Origin of the sequence: Kribbella sp. VKM Ac-2568, from assembly GCF_004345365.1 — a bacterium.
GTDB classification, from domain to species: domain Bacteria; phylum Actinomycetota; class Actinomycetes; order Propionibacteriales; family Kribbellaceae; genus Kribbella; species Kribbella orskensis.
This window is the reverse complement of the sequence record NZ_SLVF01000005.1, coordinates 179,792-200,112: the sequence shown is the minus strand read 5'-3', so window position 1 is coordinate 200,112 and position 20,321 is coordinate 179,792. Positions and strand designations below refer to the sequence as shown.

The following is a 20,321-nucleotide window of genomic DNA, read 5'->3' as shown; positions in this document are numbered from 1 at the left end:
TCAGGCCAGTGGGTCCACTGACGCCAGGGCAGCCTCGAGTTCGGCGGCAATCGCGTCCAGGTCCCGTGTCATCGTGTCCGGGCTGCCGGATTCCAGCAGCTCCTGCATGTGTCCCCGGGCTGATCGTACGGCGTCTCGCAGGGCGCGCGTCCGCGTCCGGGCGGCCTCGTCCGGAGCCGAAGCCTCCAGAGCGGTCAGCCGGTCCTCGACCGCTGTGACCCGACTCTCCGCGATGTTCCAGCCGCCGGCGGCCTCCGCGAGCGAACCCATCTGGCGCAACTCCGCGACCAGCACGCGGGCAAACCAGGCCATCTCGTCCTCGGCCGACGCCAGGTCAGCCCGCCAGGCCCCGCGACGACGCGCCCTGACAACGAGCGGAACGGCCACGACGACCGCGAGCACCACCGCAGCCAGCAGCCACCACAGCCACGAAGGCGCACCGGACGACTCGGCCGACGAGGGCTCGACCGACGCCGAGGTCTCCGGCGACGCGGCAGACGTGGGAGCCGTGGTCGGCGGGGCGGTCTCCTCGCGTTCCGATGACTGGGTGGGGCTTGGTTCCGGCTCGGACGTGATCGGCGAGGCGGCCTCCGTGCGTTCCGATGCCCGGGTGGGGCTTGGTTCCGGCGCCGTCCGCGTCGGCGAAGGGGCCTCCGTGCGGACCGGCGACCGGGTGGTGGGGCTTCGCTCCGCCGTCGGGCTGGGTAGCGAGCTCGGCACTCGCGACGCCGACGCCGTCGGGCGGTCAGCCGAGCCGTTGTCCCCGCAGGCACTGAAGAGCAGCGCCACCACAGCCAGGCCAACTGCTCGCATCACCAGCGGCAGCAATGTGCCTCTGTCGGATCCGGCTCTCCTGGTCATCATTTCCGGTCCTTTCGACCACCATCGGTTTCGGCCGCCCTGCGCAGCAGGCGCAGCCGTTGCCCGGGGCAACATGATGTGGACGTCGAGCAACCCGGCCTGGCTGTGCGGCTCCGTGACCAGGTCGTAGTCGGTCTCCGCGTCCGCGACCTCGTCGTAAACCCCGACGTAGACCACGTTGGTGTCAACCGTCATCGTGGTGGCTCCTCGCTGTCGATGGTGCTCCAGGACGGAGGATCGCACTTTCCGCGTCCCTCGGACTCACCCTTTCGGGACGATATTCGGGATCATCCACCGGAAACCGAGACCGCCGACGAGATCCTCGACGCCCTCGCCGAATTTCCGGCGAAGATCTGAGCCGCAGGATGCTGGTACGGCGGGGCGGAAGGGCTGCACGCCGTTCCTCCGTCACCAGCCCGAAGTCACCGCCACCGACGCCTCGCCGTCCGGGCGATGCAATTGCCGGCCGGCGCGCGGGAAATCTGGGAAATGCCGCCTGGGAATGCTGTCGACGCTTTGCGGAAATTGCGGAAACACGGTGAGCTGTTTGTTCTACGGCATTCTGCTTCTACCCTGACCTGGGGAGTGAACGGGCAACGGGGATGGGGGTCGGGGTTATGGCGGTGGGGGATCAGGGGCGGAATGGGCAGCGAAGTATTTTGCATGAGGCCATCTGGCGGACGCCGGTGCCCAGTTCTCCGCCGGCTTCCGATCCGTACCGGGAGGCGCTCGGGCTGAATCTGCTGGCGCTCGCGCTCCGGCTCGATCATGTTGATCGGCTGTCCGAGTCGCTGCATCTCGTCGACTCGACCCATATGACTCGTTCGGTTGCTGTCGACATCAACCTCGCCAGGTTGACCGATGCCCAGCGCAAAGCCTTGCGGGCTTCGCCGCATGACACGGCTGCGAAGCCGAAGTCGATCTGGTTGCCGCTCGGCCGGACGGCCCGGACCGACCTCGCTCCGATTCAGGTGAAGGACTCGGCCGGTGCGATGCTGACCACGATCACCCATCGCGCGACGGTCCGGGCGCTCGGGCAAGGGCTGCGCCGCGCGTTCATGATCTGGCTGGACTCGAACCCGGACGCGCACCGGCCCGGCCATGAACTGCAGAGACTCCGGCACACCCTCTACCGGTCGAGCTGGCTGATCGAGGCCGCCCTGACGAACCTGATCGAGAACGGCAGTCAGCCGGCCGTTCGCCACCAGTCGGTGTCGGACCCCGGTGTGACCCGCTCTGTGCAGATCCGGCAGACCGCGCACGAGGCCGTCGACATCCTGTTCGCCGCCCCCGACAACCCGTTCCTGAGCCTGCTCGAGATGGTCTCGTCGGAGCACCTGCTGGTCGTCGAGGTCGACGCGTCGCAGGATCACGCAGTACTGCGGTACGACGCGCCGGTGCTGCCCGCGTTGGAGAGTGACACCCAGGGGTCGCGTTTCGCCAAGCGGCGCTGGCGTCCGCCGTCCTGGGCTTCGCTGGAGCATGAGTTCACGGTGACGTACGAGACCGTCATTCCCCGTGCGGTGAACTCGTACCACGCGACGGTCGAGGTGCCGGAGGAGTTGCGGGTCCGGCGGCTGCTGATGACCAGCGACAACGACGCCTACGCGGTACGGCTGCTGATCGGGGACATGCACGCGCTGGCCGACCAGTACGAGACTCTGGCAGCCACGGCTCCAAATGTGCTCGAGCTCGAGCTCCAGGCCATCGTCTCCCGGGCGGCCGAGCTCGGACGTCGGCGGCACGGCGACCTGGCGGCGTACCACGGGTACGTCAGAGCCTGCTATCGGACCTTTACACACCGGCTGCCCAAGTTCCGCAGCCCTGCGAAGAAGCCGCCGGATGCGAAGAAGCTCTGCCATGACCTGGGGACGCCGGGGCGAACGCTGGAACGGTTGTGGCAGCTGTCCGAGCTGTCGGAGACCACCGACGACCTGCGGGAGCTGACCACGAAGCTGACCCCGGAGATCCTGACGAACTGGGCGGAACAGATCGGAACGGCCGAGCTGCACCTGGACATCCACGTCGACAACGACCCCCGGGAGAACGCCGGCCACACGCACTGGAGCCGGCGGAGCTTCGGTCCGAGCCAACTGTCGGCGGAACCCGTCAAAGCGACTGTCTATGCGGCGTTCGTCGACGATCCTCCATCGCTGGCCGCCAGTGTCGGCCGGCTGCTGTTCGCCGTCGTCGCGCTGGTGGTTGCCCTGGCGACGTTCCTCGAGATCGGGCCGTCCGACCTGGCGCACGCCCTGGTCGACGGTCCGAAAGGCACGCCGGCCACTGCGGCCGGTACTGCGCAGGGCGGCGTGTCGCCTTCCGGGCCGATCTCGACCGCGGATGCATTGGTGACGATCCTCCTACTCGTTCCCGGTCTGCTGTTGTCCCGGCTCGACATCCCGTCCCACCAGACGGTGCTCGGACGGCTGCGGCTGTTCTCGCGGTACGTGGCGTACGCAGCGGTCTCGGTCGCGACCGGGCTGGCTCTGTGTGTCGCCACGCGGAGAAACGACGACCTCGCGTTCCCCTTGGTGATCTCGCTGATCCTGCTGGCTCTGATCGTCGCGTTCGTGCTGCTGGACGGGGGCATCAAGGCTTACAAACGACGGTCCCGGGTCCCGAACAAGGAGGCGGTACCGCGCTGGCTGATCGCGGACATCCGTCGAAAGCCCAGACCCAAGCGCAGGACAGCGGCGGAGTTCTCGACGGTGGGACGGAGCAGCCATGTCTAGGGCGGGGCAGCGGCCGGCCGAGTTGGCGACGGTCCTCGCACAGGCGGCGAGTTTCGGCGGCCCCGCGGTCGCGTTCGAGGTGGTGCACCGCACTCGCGAGCATCTGACCACGCCGCTGGCCATGCCCTCCGAGTCCGACTGGGCCGGCATCTGCCGCGAGACCCTCGTCTTCGATCTGCCGTCGGCCGGGTTCCGGGTGCACACGGGATTCGCCGAATCGCCCGCCAGCACGATGGCCGGTCTCGGCTCGCTGGACGCGCGTCCTTGTGCGGGTGGATTCTCCTATCAGGGAACGGCTTCGCTCAATCCGCGCTTTCTCTACGACTCCTCGCGGGACCACGAACTACTGCTATCGGTGGGGGAGAAACCGTGGCAGCTCGACCACACGGATTCACTGCTGATGACCAGAATCATGGCCGAGCTGGCGGCGGGCGCGGCGTCCGACGAAACCAGGTCGCCGATCCTCCTGCTGCAGTCGCCGGTGGCGCCATTCCGGAACTGGGCGAATTGGCCGGAGAACCAGTCCGGCGAACCACCGAAGATAGCGCGCGGAGCCGCGATCAGACTGTCGGTCGGGGTGGACGGCGACAACAGCGAGGGACGGTTGGCGCTGATCGGCGACACGGTCCGGATCGCCCGGGAGTACGGACTCCAACTGCACCTGGGCGACCGCCGGCTGGGACGGGTCCGGGGCGAGTGGAAGCAGGCCGTCCAGTTCGCACCCGACCGGTACGCCGAGAAGCGCGGCGAGGTGGAAGCGGCGCCGGGTGATCCCGGCCAGGCGATGCTGGTGACGTTCGTGGGTCCGGCGCGGGTGGGTTCGTCGGCCTCGGTGCTGGAGGCGTTGGCGAACAGCGGCGTCGGCGTACTCGCTGTCACGGTGGCATCCCTGCAGGAGTTGGCCTTCATCAACCTCGTCGTGGCGGTGCCGCCGGGCAGCACTCCCCGGCCTCCGATGGAGGACCAGCGGGTCCAGTCGGCCGTGGAGGGTGTCAATTGGCTGGCGGCCCTGTGCGGCTATTCGGGCGAGCCGTTGACCGTCCCCCGGGCGGTCGACTACCAGGTCTGCCTCACCGGGCCGGTTCCCTGGCAGGCCGACACGGAGTACAAGGCTCATCCGCTGTGGCTGCAGTGGCACGCCCCGGTCAGCAAGCACGAGTCGCTGACAGTCATCGACGACGTGATCCTCGAACTACTGCGCTCCGACATCGTCAGCGACGCCCAGCTCGACTACTGCCGCTCGCGAATGACAGGGGACGGCCGGATCTGCTCCGCCAAGGTGTCGGTGCGGCTGGTCTCGGGCATAGCCGAAGACGATCTCCCCGACAAGCTGAGCGTGCTCTGCCGCGCGACCCAGGCCGAGGTCGAGTGGAAGCGAACGACCCAGGACCCGGACGGCCGATCCGTCGGCCTCAAGGTGGCCTGGCGAGAACGCTGGCTCGGCCGCGTCAAGTCGACCGGAGTCGTCTGAAATTGCTTTCGTTAGAGACATTGCGTAAGTCGGTGAGGCGGACCTAGGGTGAGCCAACCCTGTCCCTCACACCGCCCGTTGGGGAGAAGCATGTCGGTGAAACGTCGGAGTCTTGCGCTGCTGGTCGCAGCCGCGGTCGCGGTCCCGCTGGGGCTGAGCGCGCTGCCCGCCGAGGCTCACAGTCAGAAGCGCGTCGTCGGGTACTACACCCAGTGGAGCGGTTACGACCGGGACTTCCTGGTCAGCGACCTGGTCAAGAACGGCACGGCCGGCAAACTCACCCAGATCAACTACGCGTTCGGGTTCCTGGACGAGCAGGGCAACTGCGTGAGCAGCGATCCGTGGGCCGACTACCAGCGGCCCTTCACGGCTGAGCAGAGCGTCAGCGGCAAGGCGGACGAGCCGGGCCAGGCGCTGGCCGGCAACCTGAACCAGCTCAGGCAGTTGAAGCAGAAGTTCCCGAAGCTCCGGGTCAGCATCTCGCTCGGCGGCTGGACGGGTTCGAAGTACTTCTCGGATGCCGCACTCACTCCGGCCAGCCGGGCCGCGCACGTGAAGTCCTGCCTCGACATGTGGCTGAAGGGCAACCTGCCCGGGGCGCCGTCCGGTGCCGCCAAGGGCGTCTTCGACGGGATCGACCTGGACTGGGAGTGGCCAGGCAGTGAGGGCAACCCGGGCAACGTGATCCGTCCGGAGGACAAGCAGAACTTCACCGCCCTGGTGCACGAGTACCGCAAGCAGCTCGACAGGGCCTCCTGGCCGTTCAGCGGACGGTACAACCTGACGGCGTTCCTCCCGGCCGCGCCGGAGCAGGTGGACAACGGGTTCGAGGTCAAGAAGCTGTTCCGCGACCTGACCTTCGGCACCACCCAGGGGTACGACTACCACGGCTCCTGGGACCCGATCACGAACCAGCAATCCGCGATCGACGGGCCGAAGGGTGACCCGTCGACGGAGGAGTTCAGCTCGCAGGTGACGATCGACGCCTACCTGTCCCGGGGCGCGCCGCTGGACAAGCTGGTGATGGGAGTGCCGTTCTACAGCCGCGGCTGGACGGGTGTGACGAACCAGAACGACGGGCTCTTCCAGCCGGCCACCGGCCCCGCGCCCGCGACGTACGAGGCGGGCAACGAGGACTACCGGCGGCTGAAGCCGAAGCTGGCCGACTTCACTGTCCACCGCGACAACAAGGCCGGTTTCGCCTGGCTGTTCGACGGAACCACCTTCTGGACCTGGGACGACCCGACCGAGATGAAGCGCAAAGCGCAGTACATCTCGAAGCGGAACCTGGGCGGCGCGATGATCTGGTCCCTCGACGGCGACACCGACACCGGGGAGCTGATCACCGCCCTCCACCGCAACCTGCGCTGACGCTCAGGCCGCCGGCCAGTCCGGCCCGCGTACGGTTCGGGGATGGACGTGGACGCGGTAGTGGATCGGTTCAACGCTCGTTGGGGTGAACCGATCCACTTGGGCTATCGGGTGCGGCAGTGGTGCGGCTGGGCAACGGTGCCGAGATCCTTTACCACAAGCTGGTTCCGGGTCGACGATGAAGCGGACCGGTTGGCGTGGCTCGGGGCCACCGGGTTTCCGTGTCCGCGAATTGTTGACCGCGGCAACCCGCAGTACGGCGGACCGCCCGCGGCCCACCACTTCGCCGAGACCTACGGCGCCGACCCCGAGGATCCTCGCATCGCGCACTACATCGACCTGGACAACTCCGGAGCGTACTGACGGGGGCAGGGTGGCCAGGCAGACGACAGCTCCAGGCGTATTCTGATGGCCTGAGGCGGGAGTGGTGTATGAGGGACTTCTCCGACCTGCAAGGCGAGCTCGGGCCAGTGTGGTCGATGAACCATCCCGGGGGATCACCTCACGTACTCGTTGCGCTCCCGTCGTTCAGCCTCAGCGAATCGATGTTGTCGCACTACGCGACGCGGATCCCGGCACTCGAGCACCGGTACCTGCTGGCTTCGCTGATGCTGCCGCGGATCGAGCGGTGCGAGATGATCTTCATCTGCTCCGAGCTGCCTTCCGATGAAGTGCTCGACTACTACGTCTCGCTGGCGCCGGAAGGGCGCAGGGCCGACGCTCGCTCCCGCCTGCGGATCGTCACAGTCGATGACCCCAGTGCCCGTTCGGTCGCGGAGAAGCTCCTGGATCGGCCGGATCTGATCCGTCGCCTCCGGGCGATGATCGGGGGGCGGCCGGCCTTCATCGAACCGTGGAACGTCACTCAGCACGAGGTCGAGATCGCTGTGCGCCTGGATGCCCCGATCAACGGGACGGCGCCCGAACTGTGGCCGCTCGGCTTCAAAGGCGCGGGCCGGCGGCTGTTCCAGACTGCACGCGTGCCGACGCCGGTCGGCTGCGAGGACGTGCGGAGCGTTGACGAGGTGTGTGCCGCGATCGCCGCCGTCCAGCTCGAGCGGCCCGCGGCCCAGGGGGTCGTCGTCAAGCACGACGACAGCGGCGCGGGCGACGGCAATCAGGTCGTCCAGTTGCGCGACCTCGCAGGCCGGCGGCTGCCCGACGCGGCGATCCGCTCACAGCTCGAGGCGATGCCGGCCTGGTACCTCGCGGATCTTGCTCACGGCAGTGTCGTCGAGGAGCTCGTCACCGGTGCACACGCCACCAGCCCTAGTGTCCAGCTCGACATCTCCCCTGATGGCGAGGTGACCGTCCTGGCCACGCACGAACAGGTGCTCGGCGGGACCAGCCATCAGATCTACCGGGGCTGCCATTTCCCGGCCGATGCGGCCTACGCGGCGACGCTGGCGACGTACGCGGAGGCAGTCGGCCGATTGCTCGCGCCTCGCGGTGTCGTCGGCCGGCTGAGCGTGGACTTCTTCGCCGTACGGGATGCCGCCGACCAGTGGGACCTGTACGCGCTGGAGATCAACCTACGCAAGGGCGGGACGACCCACCCGTACGCCGCGCTGCGGAACCTCGTCCCTGGGCGCTACGACCCGGGTGCCGGGACCTGGTGCACGGCCGACGGGTCGTCCCGGTGCTACGTCGCGACTGACAACCTGGTCGACCCGGCCTGGCTCGGTCTGCCACCTGCGGACGTGATCCGTGCGGTCGCCGAGGCGGGTCTTCAGTTCGACCGTTACAGGAAGACCGGCGTCGTCCTCCACATGCTGTCCTGCTTGGCGGTCGATGGGCGCGTCGGGCTCACCGCGATCGGTCTGACGCACGACGACGCCCAGGCGATGTACGAAGAGACCGAGAGGGCGATCTCCGGTCTGTCCGTCAGTTCCCCTGATCGCCGGAGCCTGCCGGTCTGACCAGGGGAGGCCACCCGGGTCCTGCCCGGTCTTGCCGGCTGCTGGAGGAGGCCGAAGGCGTTTGCGTCCGAAGAACCTTGGGTCAGGGCCTCAGGTTCTTCGGACGCAACGCAAGAAGGTCAGTTGGACTCGCGGAGTTCGGTCGGGGCGCCGTGGACCGCGGGGATGGAGCCGAGCTTGCCGGCCTGGAAGTCCTCGAAGGCCTGGACCACCTCGGCGCGGGTGTTCATCACGAACGGGCCGGCCATCGCGATCGGCTCGCGGATCGGGCGGCCGCCGAGGACGAGCACGTCCAGGTTCGGCTCCGCCTGCGGCTGGGACGACGCGGCCGCCGTACGGATCGTGTCGCCGGGGCCGAAGACCGCGAGCTGACCCTTGCGGATCGGCCGGTGCTCGGCGCCGACCGTGCCCTGACCGGCCAGGACGTAGACGAGCGCGTTGTAGTCGGGCTGCCAGGGCAGCACCAGCTCGGCGCCCGGGCTGACCGTGGCGTGCACCAGGGTGATCGGGGTGTGGGTCGATCCCGGGCCGTCGTGGCCGTCGACCGAGCCCGCGATCACGCGGATCAGCGCGCCGCCGTCCGGGGTGGACAGCAGGGCGGAGTCACCGCCACGGATGTCCTGGTACCTCGGGGCGGCCCACTTCTGCGCCTTCGGCAGGTTCACCCAGAGCTGGATGCCGTGGAAGAGGCCGCCGCTGAGCACCAGGTGCTCCGGCGGGGTCTCGATGTGGAGCAGGCCGCTGCCGGCCGTCATCCACTGGGTGTCGCCGTTGGAGATGACACCGCCGCCGCCCTGGGAGTCCTGGTGCTCCATGATCCCGTCGAGCATGTAGGTGACGGTCTCGAAGCCGCGGTGCGGGTGCCACGGGGTGCCCTTCGGCTCGCCCGGCGCGTACTCCACCTCGCCCATCTGGTCCATGTGGATGAACGGGTCCAGGTCCCGCATGTCCACGCCGGCGAAGGCGCGGCGTACCGGGAAGCCCTCACCCTCGAAGCCGCTGGGCGCGGACGTCACCGACCGGACCGCGCGCTCGTTCGCGACGGCCGGGTCGGGCTGGTGGACGCGGGGCAGCACAGTGATGTCGCTGACGGTCACGGCGGGCATGGCGGGTCTCCTCGCTCGTAGGTAGTTAAAGAATAAACTAACCGCTCCAACCGTGACAACCCCTCGGGCATTCCGCCCAGAGCGTGAGGAGTCAGTCGACGCTGACGAGGTCCTTGTCGGCGGGCTTCGGGGTGCTGGTGCGCAGGTTCTCGCCCTCGATGTCGACCTTGGGGGTGATCCGGTCGAGCCACTTGGGGAAGAACCAGGCGCGGTCGCCGAGCAGGGTGAGTACGGCCGGGACGAGCGTCATCCGGACCACGAAGGCGTCGATCAGTACGCCGATGGTCAGGCCGAAGCCGATCGTCTTGATGATCGGGTCGTCGACCAGGATGAAGCCGGCGAACACCGCGGCCATGATCAGCGCGGCGGCCGTCACCACCCGGGCGCCGTGTCCGACCCCGGCGATCGTCGCCTCGGTGGCGTGCTTGCCGTGCACGAACTCCTCGCGGACCCGGGACACGATGAACACCTCATAGTCCATCGCCAGGCCGAACAGCACGCCCAACATGATGATCGGCAGGAAGCTGACCAGCGGGCCGGGCGAGTCCACGCCGAGCAGTGAAGCGCCCCAGCCCTTCTGGAACACGCCGACGGTGATGCCGAAGGTCGCGCCGATGGTGAGCAGGAACCCGAGGGTCGCCTTCAGCGGGACCAGCACCGACCGGAACGCCAGCAGCAACAGCAGGAACGACAACCCGATCACGACCAGCAGGTACGTCGGTAGCGCTGAGGTCAGCTTGTTCGACACGTCGACGCCGACTGCGGTGTTACCGGTGATCGAGATCGAGGCGTCGCCCGAAGCCAGCGGATGGACGGCGGTCCGCAGATCCTTCACCAGGTCAGCTGTCTGCTCCGACGCGGGACCGCTCGCAGGGATCACGCTGACCAGACGGGTGGATCCGTCGGTGCTGCCCGGCCCGGGCGTCACCGCCACGACATCCTTGAGGCCCTTGCTCTTGGCCATCACCTGCTCGACCAGTCCGCCGGCTGTCGCCGCACTGTCGCTCTTCACCACGACTACCAGCGGACCGTTGGACCCCGGACCGAAAGCGGCCGCCGCCAGGTCGTACGCCACCCGCTGGTTCGTCCCGGCGGCAGCGGATGCCCCGTCCGGAAGAGCCAGCCGCATGTCCTGCGTGGGAATCGACAGCACGCCCAGTCCGATGATGCCGACGGCAACGATCAGGATACGGAAGCGTGTCACCAGCCGAGCCCACCGGAACCCGAACCCCTCGGTGGCAGGCGTCGCCGCGGTCTTCCGGATCTTCCGCGGCAGCACCCGCCGGCCGACGAACCCGAGCATCGCGGGCAACAACGTCAACGCCACCAGTACTGCGGTCAGCACCGTCGCGGCGGCGGCAAGTCCCATCGCCGTGAGGAACGGGACGCCCACCAGGCTCAGCCCGGCAAGGGCGATCACCACGGTGGCGCCGGCGAACAACACGGCCGAACCGGCGGTCGCCGTGGCTCGCGCGACCGATTCCTCTTCATCCATCCCGGCGGCCAGTTGGGTGCGGTGCCGGGAACTGATGAACAGCGCGTAGTCGATCCCGACCGCGAGCCCGAGCATCAACGCCAGGATCGGCGCCGTCGAGGAGACGTCCACCACCGAGGTGACCAGGAACAACCCGGCCATGCCCGCGAGTACGCCGATCAGCGCGGTCAGCAACGTCATCCCCGCGGCGACCAGCGAGCCGAAGGTCACCACCAGCACGACGGCCGCGATCGCGACGCCGATCACCTCGGTGGAGCCGATCTCCGGCGGCCCGCCGACGACCTGGCCGCCCGGAACCACCTGCAGATCGCCGGTGCTCAGCGCCTTCACGTGGTCGTACGCCTCGGTGCTCGTCTTCGCCAGCTCATCGGCCGGCTTGGCGAACTGGACGCTGATCAGGCCGGTCGCGCCGTCCGGGCTGATCGCCTTGCTGGTGAAGGGATCGACCGCGCCGACCACCTCTGGTAACTGGTTGACCTTGGCAACGGTCGTGCCGACCGCGGCCTTGACGGTGGGGTCTGCCAGTGTCTTCCCGGCCGGTGCTTTCACCACCACGGTCGCCGAAGCGCCACTGGCGGCGGGCAGATCCTTGGCCAGCGCGTCCAGTGCCCGCTGCGACTCGGTGCCGGGGATCGAGAAGGTGTTCGCCGTCTGGCCGCCGAGCGTCAGCGCGCCGACTCCCAGCAGCACGAGCACGAACGTCCAGATCGCGGCCACGAGCCGCCGGCGCTGGTAGGAGAACCGGCCGAGCCGGTACAGGAGATTGGCCATCAGAAGTGCGTCCGTTCGCTGGTGCGGGCGGGAAACAGCAGGAGTCGCGGGGCGGGGACGGCAGGCTCAGTCGGGCAGCCGCAGTATTCGGCGCAAGGCCGTGTCGCAGAGCGTGTGCAGTTCGGCGTCGGTGCGCTCACCCGCGTGCCGGCACTCGCCGAGCAGCCCGTTGATGGCGAACTCGGCCAGGGCCCGCTCGAGCGGGTCGTCGCTGCCGGCCAGGAACCCGGTGAGCCGCAGGCCGGCCGCGATCAGGTCGGTGAACTCGGGCATCTCGTCGATCGTCGGCAGCACGTCCTGGAGCACGTTGACCACACCCCGGAACTCGACCGCGAGCTCGACGAACCGGGTGATCGCCAGCGCCTGGGCCTCCGCCGGAGGCAGCTCGGCGGCCGCCGCGTTCAACTCGGCCAGAGCGGCTCGCGACGGCTCCAGTACTGCGGACAGCACCGCGGGCTTGCCGTTGAAGTGATAGAGCACGGTGGCCTTGGAACAGCCGGCGGCGGTCGCGATGTCCTGCAGGGAGGTCGCGCTGTAGCCCTTGCTCTGGAACAGCACCATCGCCTGCTGCACGATCTCGCGCCGGGTGCGCTCCCGGACAGGTGTGGTGGTCGCCATGACGTCCATATTCCTGACCGATCGGCCAGGAATCAACCGATCGGTCAGGACTGTGCTTCACCTCACGTGCAAGAGTTGAACGCCGGAGACGGTAGCGTTCGCCCTGTGGAAGGGACTGAGATACGCAAGCTGGTCGCGGTCGAGGACAAGCACTGGTGGTATCGCGAACGCCGGGCGCTGCTCGCCCGTCAGCTCAGGGCGATGGCCGCCGAGGGCGACGGGCAGTCCCAGGCACTCGACATCGGCGCCGCGGGTGGGGGTAACACGCGGGTGCTGCGCGCCCACGGGTGGTCCGCGACCGCGCTGGAGTACGGCGAGGAGGGCGCACAGGTCGCCCATGAGCGCGGCATCCCCGTGATCCGGGCCGACGCCAGGTGCCTGCCGCTGGCCGACCAGTCCCATGGCCTGGTGGTCGCCTACGACATTCTCGAGCACCTGACGGACGACGGTCTCGCCGCCGCCGAGATCTTCCGGATCCTCCGTCCCGGCGGCGTCGCGCTGATCGCCGTGCCGTGCGACATGAAGCTGTGGAGCGCGCATGACGTGGCGGTCGACCACGTGCGCCGCTACGACCGTGATGAGCTGGTGCGGCTGCTCCAGTCGGCCGGCCTGGAGATCGAGGACATCCGGTCCTGGAACGTGTTGCTCCGGCCGATCGCCGCCTGGCGCCGCAAGCGCAGTACCGGCAGTGATCTGAGCGAGATGTCGTCGGCCGTGAACATGTTCCTCAGTGCGGTGATCGCCGGCGAGCGGTATCTGCCGGTGAGCGGGTTGCCGGGCATCTCGCTGGTGGTACGTGCCCGACGGCCGGTCGGCGCATGGCAGACTCTTTCCTCGTGACGGCGCAGATTCTGGATGGCAAGGCGACCGCGGCGGCGATCAAGAGCGAGCTCGCGGTCCGGGTGGCGAAACTGGCCGAGCAGGGCGTCGTGCCCGGGCTGGGCACCATCCTGGTCGGCGATGACCCGGGCAGCCGGGCGTATGTGGCCGGCAAGCACCGCGACTGCGCGGCCGTCGGGATCGCCTCGATCGAGGTCGAGCTGCCGGCCGAGGCCACCCAGGACGAGATCGCGGCCAAGGTCGTCGAGCTCAACGAGAACCCGGCGTGCACCGGCTTCATCGTCCAGCTGCCGCTGCCGAAGCACGTCGACACCAACGAGATCCTCGGCCTGATCGACCCGGCCAAGGACGCCGACGGCCTGCATCCGGTCAGCCTCGGCAAGCTGGTGCTCGGCCAGGACGGCCCGCTGCCGTGCACCCCCAAGGGCTGCGTGGAGCTCCTCCGCCGGTACGACGTACCGATCGCCGGGGCGCATGTGGTCGTCATCGGCCGGGGTGTCACCGCAGGACGCCCGATGGGGCTGCTCTTCACCCGGCGGTCCGAGAACGCGACCGTGACCCAGTGCCACACCGGCACCAGGGACCTGGCCGCGGTGGTTCGTACCGGTGACATCGTGATCGCGGCGGCCGGATCGGCGGGGCTGATCACGGCCGACATGGTGAAGCCGGGCGCGGTGCTGCTGGACGTCGGCATCAGCCGCAGCGCGGAGGGCAAGACCGTCGGCGACATCGAGGCCGCGGCCCGCGAGGTGGCGAGCTGGATCGCGCCGATGCCGGGCGGGATCGGCCCGATGACCCGGGCGATGCTGCTGACCAACGTGGTCGAGGCCGCCGAAGCTGCTCGGTCCGCGGCTGCTCGGTCCGCGGCGGCTCAGTCCGCGGTGGCTCAGTCCGACCAGGCCGGGTGATGGCGGGCGAGGCCGAGCGGCGCGGTGAGTGGCCGCTGGCGTTGTCGGTGGCGGTGTGCGCCGTCGGCCTGGTGATCCTCACCTTCTACGACTGGCGCAACGGAGTACTGATCTTCTCCGGCGGGGTGCTGCTCGCCGCGCTGCTCCGGGCCGGCCTCAGCGACAACGCGGCCGGTCTCCTGCACGTTCGCAGCCGTATGTTCGACACCTTGCTCCTGCTGGGCGTGGGCGCCGCGATCCTCCTGCTCGGCCTGATCGTCCCCAACTGACGCCATTGCCTTAAGCAACCACCTGCTGAGGCGCCCAACGCAGCAGAAAACCCCCGGGGAGATCCCCGGGGGTTCCTTTGGGTACCGGGTCAGCCGAGCAGGCCGAGCGCCTGGACCGCGTCGCGCTCCTCGCCGAGCTCCTGGGTGCTGGCGTCGATCCGGGCGCGGGAGAAGTCGTTGATCTCCAGGCCCTGGACGATCTCGTAGTTCCCGTCCTTGGTGGTCACCGGGAACGAGGAGATCAGCCCTTCCGGGACGCCGTACGAGCCGTCGGAGACGACCGCCATCGACAGCCAGTCGCCGTCGGCCGAGCCGCGCAGCCAGTCGCGCGCGTGGTCGACGGTCGCCGCCGCGGCAGACGCGGCAGAGGAGGCGCCGCGGGCCTCGATGATCGCCGCGCCACGCTTCTGCACGGTCGGGATGAAGTCGTTCTCCAGCCAGTTCTGGTCGTTGACGACCTCGGCGGCGTTCTTGCCGGCCACCTCCGCGTGGAAGATGTCGGGGTACTGCGTGGCGCTGTGGTTGCCCCAGATCGTCAGCTTCTTGAGGTCGGTCACGTGGGTGCCGGTCTTCTTCGCGAGCTGGGCCAGCGCGCGGTTGTGGTCCAGCCGGGTCAGCGCCGAGAACCGCTCGGCCGGGATGTCCGGGGCGTTGCTGCGGGCGATCAGTGCGTTGGTGTTGGCCGGGTTGCCGGTCACGGTGATCCGGATGTCGTCCGCCGCGTGGTCGTTCAGCGCCTTGCCCTGGACGGTGAAGATCGCGCCGTTCGCCTCCAGCAGGTCGCCGCGCTCCATCCCCTTGGTCCGGGGGCGGGCGCCGACCAGCAGGGCCACGTTCGCGCCGTCGAAGATGGTGTTCGGGTCGTCGCCGATCTCCACCCCGGCCAGGGTCGGGAACGCGCAGTCGTCGAGCTCCATCACGACACCCTCGAGCGCCTTCAGGGCCGGGGTGATCTCCAGCAGCCGGAGCTCCACGGGCGTGTCCGGGCCGAGCAACGCACCGCTCGCGATGCGGAACAGCAGGCTGTAGCCGATCTGGCCGGCGGCGCCGGTGACGGCGACCTTCACGGGTGTAGTGCTCACGACACGCTCCTCAAGAGGTTTCATCGACGGACTTCCTTCGGACGCTAGCAAGTCCCGTGCCGCTGAGCGACGGTGGGGCAGGTGATCCGCACCACCAGCCCACCGACCTCCCGCCCGATCCGTTCACCCGCCGCCCACCCCGTCCACCACCGGCCTCCCGTCCGGTCCGTTCACCCGCCTGAGGCTCACCCACCACCGGCCTCCCGCCCGCCGTTCACCCGCTGGACGCCGGTACGCCGCCGGACTGTCTCCGCACCGGCTGAGGGTGTGGACAGTCCCTGACTTGTAAGGAGAATCACGATGATGCGAACGGTGCTGCCCCGCCGGTTCGTCCCGATCACCGCCACGGTCCTCGCCGTGGGCGCCGCGGTCCTCGCGCCGCAGGTGACCGACAAGACCACCGCCCAGCCGACCGCTACCCAGACCTCCGCCCAGAGCTCCCGGACCGCCGCCAAGCACGACGATTTCGTCATCGTCGGGCATCGCGGCGCCTCGGGCTACCGGCCCGAGCACACGCTGGCGTCGTACGAGCTGGCCGCCCGGATGGGCGCCGACTACATCGAGCCGGACCTGGTCACCACGAAGGACCACGTGCTCGTCACCCGGCACGAGCCGGAGATCGGTGGCACCACGGACGTCGCCGCGCACCCGGAGTTCGCCGCCCGGAAGAAGACCAAGGTGCTGGACGGCTCACCGCTGACCGGCTGGTTCACCGAGGACTTCACCCTGAAGGAGCTCAAGACGCTCCGCGCGAAGGAGCGGATCCCGGCGGTCCGGCAGCACAACACCGTGTTCGACGGGCGCTACCAGATCCCCACCCTGCAAGAGGTGATCGACCTGACCAAGCGGCTGTCCCGCGAGCTCGACCGGCCGATCGGCATCTACCCGGAGACCAAGCACCCGACGTACTTCCAGCAGCAGGGCCTCGCGCTCGAGCCGGAACTGGTGAAGACGCTGAACCGCAACGGCCTGAATCGGCCGGAGGCGAAGGTGTTCGTGCAGTCCTTCGAGGTGGCGAACCTCAAGACGCTGGACAAGCAGCTCCGGGTCCCGCTGGTGCAGCTGACCAGCTCCGCCGGCGCGCCGTACGACTTTGTGGCGAGTGGTGACAAGCGGACGTACGCCGACATCGTCAGCGCCAACGGGCTTCGCGACGTCGCCCGGTACGCCGATGGGGTGGGTCCGTCGAAGGACCAGGTCATCCCGGTCGACGCAACCGGCAAGCTCGGCACGCCGACCGCGCTCGTCCGGGACGCGCACCGGGCCGGGCTGGTGGTCCACCCGTACACGTTCCGGGTGGAGAACAGCTTCCTGCCGGTGAACTTCCGCAGCTCCACGGTCGCCGCCGAGTCCGGCAACCTGTTCGGCGAGATCGCGGCGTACCGGCAGGCGGGCATCGACGGGTTGTTCTCCGACAACACCGACATCGTCGTGGCCGCGGAGGCCGAGGCCCGCTGACGGCAATCTGAGAGCGGCCGCTATCGGAGGTATCTGACCGGCGGCGCTCGCTGTCCGCGCGGTCTGAAGGGCGCCGCCCGGCGGGCTGGTTAGATGAGGTGATGATCGAGCGCAAGGTCGCCACCGGGACGGCGACGGTCGAGGCCGAGGCGGACGGCACGTTCGTCCTGCGTGTCGACGGCTCGCTGCAGTCCCAGGTCGACCTGGCCGACCCGTCCCACCTGTCCTTCGAGTACGTCCGCCGGATCGGCGACGTCCTCGACGCCTTCGCCCCGCGACGCCAGGCCGTCTCCGTGGTCCACATCGGCGGCGCCGGGCTCACCCTGCCCCGGTACGTCGCGACCACCCGGCCCAGGTCCCGCCAGATCGTGCTCGAACCGGACGAGGACCTGACCGAGTTCGTCCGGGAGACCCTGCCGCTGCCGAAGCGGGCGGGGATCAAGGTCCGCGGCGTCACCGGGCGGGCCGGTATCGCCGAGATCTACGAGGACTCCGTCGACCTGGTGATCGTCGACGCCTTCGTGCACGAGGCGGTCCCGGCGAACCTGGTCACGCTCGAGTTCGCCCTGCAGTGCACCCGCGTACTGCGTCCCGGCGGGGTCATCGTGCTCAACCTGATCGACGGGTCGGCCGGGCTCGCGTTCGTCCGGCGGGTTGCCGCGACCATGCTGAGCGGAGTCGGTGACGGCGTGGTGCTCGCCGAGCGCAAGGTGCTGCGTGGCAAGGGTTTCGGCAACGTCGTGCTGGTGGCATCACCGCGGTCCGTGCCCGATCTGGTCGCGCCCGGGCGACGCGCGCAACCGCCGTACGACGTGATGCCGCTGGGCGAGTTGGCCGGGAAGGCGAATCCGCTGACCGACTCCGAGGGTTTCGTGTCCCCGGCCGCGCCGTCCGGCACGTTCGGCAGATAGCGCGCTCGAGACCGGAGAACTGGACAATCTGCGGTCAGGTTCGGTCAGCGAGCGGGCGGGACAGGGGTGACTCCGGGTAGCTTTGCCGGGTGTCTGTCGCCAGAGTCGCTGCCCTGACCTACTACCCGGTGAAAGGTCTCGCCGGGGTGTCCGTCGAGCATGCCGAGGTGACACCGACCGGCCTGCTGCACGACCGGAGCTTCATGCTGGTCGAGCCCGATGGCACCTTCCTGAGCCAGCGCAGCGTGCCCGCGATGGCCCCGCTGCGTGTCACCGTCCTCGGCGACGGCGAGGCGCTCAGGCTGTCCGCGAACGGTGCCGACGACCTCGAAGTACCAGTCGCGTACGACGGGAAGCGGCGCGACGTGAGCCTGTTCGGCAAGTGGTTCGGCGCCGGCGTGGTCCAGGACCCGGCCGCGGACGAGTGGTTCTCCGAGCGGATCGGGAAGCCCGCCGGGCTGGTGCGGGTGACGCCCGAGCACGAGCGGCCCGGCTGGGGCGTGCACAAGGGGCAGACCGGGTTCGGCGACGCGCACGCGCTGCTGATCACCTCCCTGTCGTCCCTGGACGGCCTGAACGAGCGGATCGTGGAGACCGGCGGCGACCCCATCCCGATGAACCGCTTCCGGCCGAACCTCGTCATCTCCGGCTGGAACGAGCCGCACACCGAGGACAAGGTGCTGCGCGCGTCCGCGGGCGAGGTGGAGTTCGGGTACGCCGCTCGCGCGATCCGCTGCGCAGTACCGACGGTGAACCAGGCCACGGGGGAGAAGAGTGGACCCGAGCCGACGCGCACCCTCGCGCAGTACCGGCGGCAGCCCGACTACGGCGGCGGCGTCAGCTTCGGCATGAAGGCGGCGGTGCTGAGGTCGGGGCGGATCGCTGTGGGCGATGAGATCTTGGTGCAGGAATGGCTGCCGCAAGGTCCTGACCCCGCACCCGCGAGCCGATAATCTTCGAGACTCCACCGACCTCTGGGGAGTCGCCGTGCGTCGCATCGTTGTCCTCCTGCTCGCTCTGATCCTTCCGCTCGGGTTCGTCGCGCCGCCCAGCTCCGCCACCGCCGCAAAAGTTGCTGTGGGCAAGGAAACTGCCGAGCGCGGGAATCCCCAGGGTGGGGTGGGGCTGGCGCCAGCGCCCGGACGGGCGGCGTACGACGTGAAGCTGGCGAGTGACGCGAGCGGGCGGACGTGGACGGGGCGGGAGCGGATCTCGTTCACGAACACCTCGAAGTCCGCGCTGCCGGAGGTGTATCTGCGGCTGTGGGGAAACGCGTGGGACCTCTGTGCGAATGCCGTCAAGGTCAGCCGGTTCGAAGGTGGGACCGCGGGGACGCCGACGGTGAACTGCACCGCGCTGAAGGTGACGCTGAACAAGCCGCTGGCTCCTGGTGGGCGGGCGGTGATCGCGTTCGACGTGGCGATGACGGCGCCGGATCGGGCGGACCGGTTCGGCCGCTCCGGCGCGTACAGCTTCTTCGGCAATGCCCTTCCTGTGCTGGCAGTTCGCGACCAGGCCGGCTGGCACCTCGAACCCGATGTCGGGATCGGGGAGAGCTACTACACGCTCGCCGCCGACTTCGCAGTACGGCTCGACCATCCGGCCGCGTTGCAGGTGCCCGCGACCGGGCTCACGTCCACGCTGCGCCGGGGAAGGCAGGTTTCGACGGTGAGTATCGCCAAGCAGGTAAGGGACTTCGCCTTTGCCGCCGGGCCGTTCCAGTCGTCCGTGGTGACCTCGCCGGGCGGGGTGAAGGTGCGGACCTGGTGGACGTCGGTGGTCACGCCCGGCGCCGTCGCGGATGCTCGGACGAAGGGCGTCGCCGCGATCGACGACTTCGGCACGCGCTTCGGGAAGTACCCGTACGGCGAGGTCGACCTGGTGCTGAACGACAACTGGGCTTCGTTCAGCGGGATGGAGTACCCCGGCTTCGTGCTGCTGGTGGCCCCGCCCAACGAAGAGGGCCCGGTGGTGCATGAGCTCGCGCACCAGTGGTGGTACGGAATCATCGGCAACAACGAGTACGCCGACCCGTGGCTAGACGAGTCCTTCGCGGTCTACGCCTCCAACCTCCACTGGGGCGACGCCCAGGAGAACTGCTGGCCGGGCAACCTCGACCACCCCATCACCAGCAACATGGGCTACTGGCAGCAACACGGCCCCGGCTGGAGCGCTTACGTGTATTTCTACGGCGCCTGCATGCTCCACGACCTGGAACGCCTCATCGGCAGCCCCACCATGGCAGCCTTCATGAAGTCCTACGCGAGCTCCCACTGGTACGGAATCTCAACCCCAGAAGCCTTCAAAACCGCCGCCCAAGCCGCGACCCCGATCGACCTGACCGAGTTCTGGACAACCCACTCAATCAATTGAGGACGCCGACCCGCGTCGCGCGCGGCCCGGGCTGTGGTGCAGCGGACCGCCATCACTCACCAACCTTGCCGGAGCACCGCTGCTGCCATCCCCACCACCGCTGCCACAACTCGGGCCAGCCTTCCGGATGCTGGTT

At 68.9% G+C, this 20,321-nt stretch carries 17 protein-coding genes; 12 read left to right on the top strand and 5 right to left on the bottom strand.

The window, feature by feature from the left end; translation table 11 throughout:
• Window positions 1-1,056 carry a hypothetical protein gene (locus EV648_RS15475; protein ID WP_132291122.1) on the bottom strand — a complete coding sequence of 352 codons (1,056 nt, stop codon included), beginning with the start codon at window positions 1,054-1,056 and terminating at the stop codon, window positions 1-3.
• A gap of 491 nt (window positions 1,057-1,547) precedes the next feature.
• Between EV648_RS15475 and EV648_RS15470 the strand changes: the two genes are divergently transcribed.
• The 5 genes from EV648_RS15470 (at window position 1,548) to EV648_RS15450 (ending at window position 8,354) form a co-directional block, all read left to right on the top strand.
• On the top strand, window positions 1,548-3,593 hold the full coding sequence (locus EV648_RS15470) for a hypothetical protein (RefSeq protein WP_132291119.1): 2,046 nt from the start codon (window positions 1,548-1,550) through the stop codon (window positions 3,591-3,593).
• Entirely contained in the window at window positions 3,586-5,064 is a 1,479-nt protein-coding gene (locus tag EV648_RS15465) for a hypothetical protein (RefSeq protein WP_132291116.1), read from the top strand. The genes EV648_RS15470 and EV648_RS15465 overlap by 8 nt, the downstream gene beginning before the upstream one ends.
• Window positions 5,065-5,154: 90 nt before the next feature.
• Window positions 5,155-6,435 carry a glycoside hydrolase family 18 protein gene (locus EV648_RS15460; protein ID WP_132291113.1) on the top strand — a complete coding sequence of 427 codons (1,281 nt, stop codon included), beginning with the start codon at window positions 5,155-5,157 and terminating at the stop codon, window positions 6,433-6,435.
• 42 nt (window positions 6,436-6,477) lie between these two features.
• Window positions 6,478-6,798 (top strand): hypothetical protein, encoded by a 321-nt coding sequence (locus EV648_RS15455; RefSeq protein ID WP_241995211.1) that lies wholly within the window; start codon window positions 6,478-6,480, stop codon window positions 6,796-6,798.
• A gap of 68 nt (window positions 6,799-6,866) precedes the next feature.
• Complete coding sequence (locus EV648_RS15450; protein ID WP_132291110.1) at window positions 6,867-8,354, top strand: peptide ligase PGM1-related protein; 1,488 nt, start codon at window positions 6,867-6,869, stop codon at window positions 8,352-8,354.
• Between the two features lie 119 nt (window positions 8,355-8,473).
• Here EV648_RS15450 and EV648_RS15445 read toward each other — a convergent pair whose 3' ends face one another.
• The 3 genes from EV648_RS15445 to EV648_RS15435 form a co-directional block, all read right to left on the bottom strand.
• Window positions 8,474-9,460 (bottom strand): pirin family protein, encoded by a 987-nt coding sequence (locus EV648_RS15445; RefSeq protein ID WP_132291107.1) that lies wholly within the window; start codon window positions 9,458-9,460, stop codon window positions 8,474-8,476.
• 91 nt (window positions 9,461-9,551) lie between these two features.
• Entirely contained in the window at window positions 9,552-11,726 is a 2,175-nt protein-coding gene (locus EV648_RS15440; RefSeq protein WP_132291104.1) for an MMPL family transporter, read from the bottom strand.
• A gap of 66 nt (window positions 11,727-11,792) precedes the next feature.
• Window positions 11,793-12,344, bottom strand: a complete 552-nt coding sequence (locus EV648_RS15435; protein ID WP_132291101.1) for a TetR/AcrR family transcriptional regulator — start codon at window positions 12,342-12,344, stop codon at window positions 11,793-11,795.
• Window positions 12,345-12,449: 105 nt separating this feature from the next.
• Here EV648_RS15435 and EV648_RS15430 point away from each other — a divergent pair, with 105 nt between their 5' ends.
• The 3 genes from EV648_RS15430 to EV648_RS15420 are packed head-to-tail and all read left to right on the top strand — an operon-like array spanning window position 12,450 to window position 14,361.
• Window positions 12,450-13,184 carry a bifunctional 2-polyprenyl-6-hydroxyphenol methylase/3-demethylubiquinol 3-O-methyltransferase UbiG gene (locus EV648_RS15430; protein WP_132291098.1) on the top strand — a complete coding sequence of 245 codons (735 nt, stop codon included), beginning with the start codon at window positions 12,450-12,452 and terminating at the stop codon, window positions 13,182-13,184.
• The gene (locus EV648_RS15425; protein ID WP_132291095.1) at window positions 13,181-14,092 is read left to right on the top strand and encodes a bifunctional methylenetetrahydrofolate dehydrogenase/methenyltetrahydrofolate cyclohydrolase; all 912 of its coding nucleotides are present in this window, start codon (window positions 13,181-13,183) and stop codon (window positions 14,090-14,092) included. Before EV648_RS15430 ends, EV648_RS15425 begins: the two co-directional genes overlap by 4 nt.
• A complete protein-coding gene (locus EV648_RS15420) occupies window positions 14,092-14,361 on the top strand; it encodes a DUF3017 domain-containing protein (RefSeq protein ID WP_132291092.1) in 270 nt (89 codons plus the stop codon). The genes EV648_RS15425 and EV648_RS15420 overlap by 1 nt, the downstream gene beginning before the upstream one ends.
• Before the next feature lie 89 nt (window positions 14,362-14,450).
• Here EV648_RS15420 and EV648_RS15415 read toward each other — a convergent pair whose 3' ends face one another.
• On the bottom strand, window positions 14,451-15,443 hold the full coding sequence (locus tag EV648_RS15415) for a malate dehydrogenase (RefSeq protein ID WP_132291089.1): 993 nt from the start codon (window positions 15,441-15,443) through the stop codon (window positions 14,451-14,453).
• Between the two features lie 303 nt (window positions 15,444-15,746).
• Here EV648_RS15415 and EV648_RS15410 point away from each other — a divergent pair, with 303 nt between their 5' ends.
• The 4 genes from EV648_RS15410 to EV648_RS15395 all read left to right on the top strand — a co-directional run bounded on the left by EV648_RS15410 (window position 15,747) and on the right by EV648_RS15395 (window position 20,185).
• Window positions 15,747-16,901: a glycerophosphodiester phosphodiesterase gene (locus EV648_RS15410; protein ID WP_132292288.1), complete on the top strand. Its 1,155-nt coding sequence runs from the start codon at window positions 15,747-15,749 to the stop codon at window positions 16,899-16,901.
• Window positions 16,902-17,002: 101 nt separating this feature from the next.
• On the top strand, window positions 17,003-17,812 hold the full coding sequence (locus EV648_RS15405; protein ID WP_241995210.1) for a spermidine synthase: 810 nt from the start codon (window positions 17,003-17,005) through the stop codon (window positions 17,810-17,812).
• Window positions 17,813-17,901: 89 nt separating this feature from the next.
• Window positions 17,902-18,765, top strand: coding sequence for an MOSC domain-containing protein (locus EV648_RS15400; protein ID WP_132291086.1), 864 nt, complete (start codon window positions 17,902-17,904; stop codon window positions 18,763-18,765).
• 34 nt (window positions 18,766-18,799) lie between these two features.
• The gene (locus EV648_RS15395) at window positions 18,800-20,185 is read left to right on the top strand and encodes a M1 family metallopeptidase (protein ID WP_199234629.1); all 1,386 of its coding nucleotides are present in this window, start codon (window positions 18,800-18,802) and stop codon (window positions 20,183-20,185) included.
• Window positions 20,186-20,321: the final 136 nt, after the last annotated feature.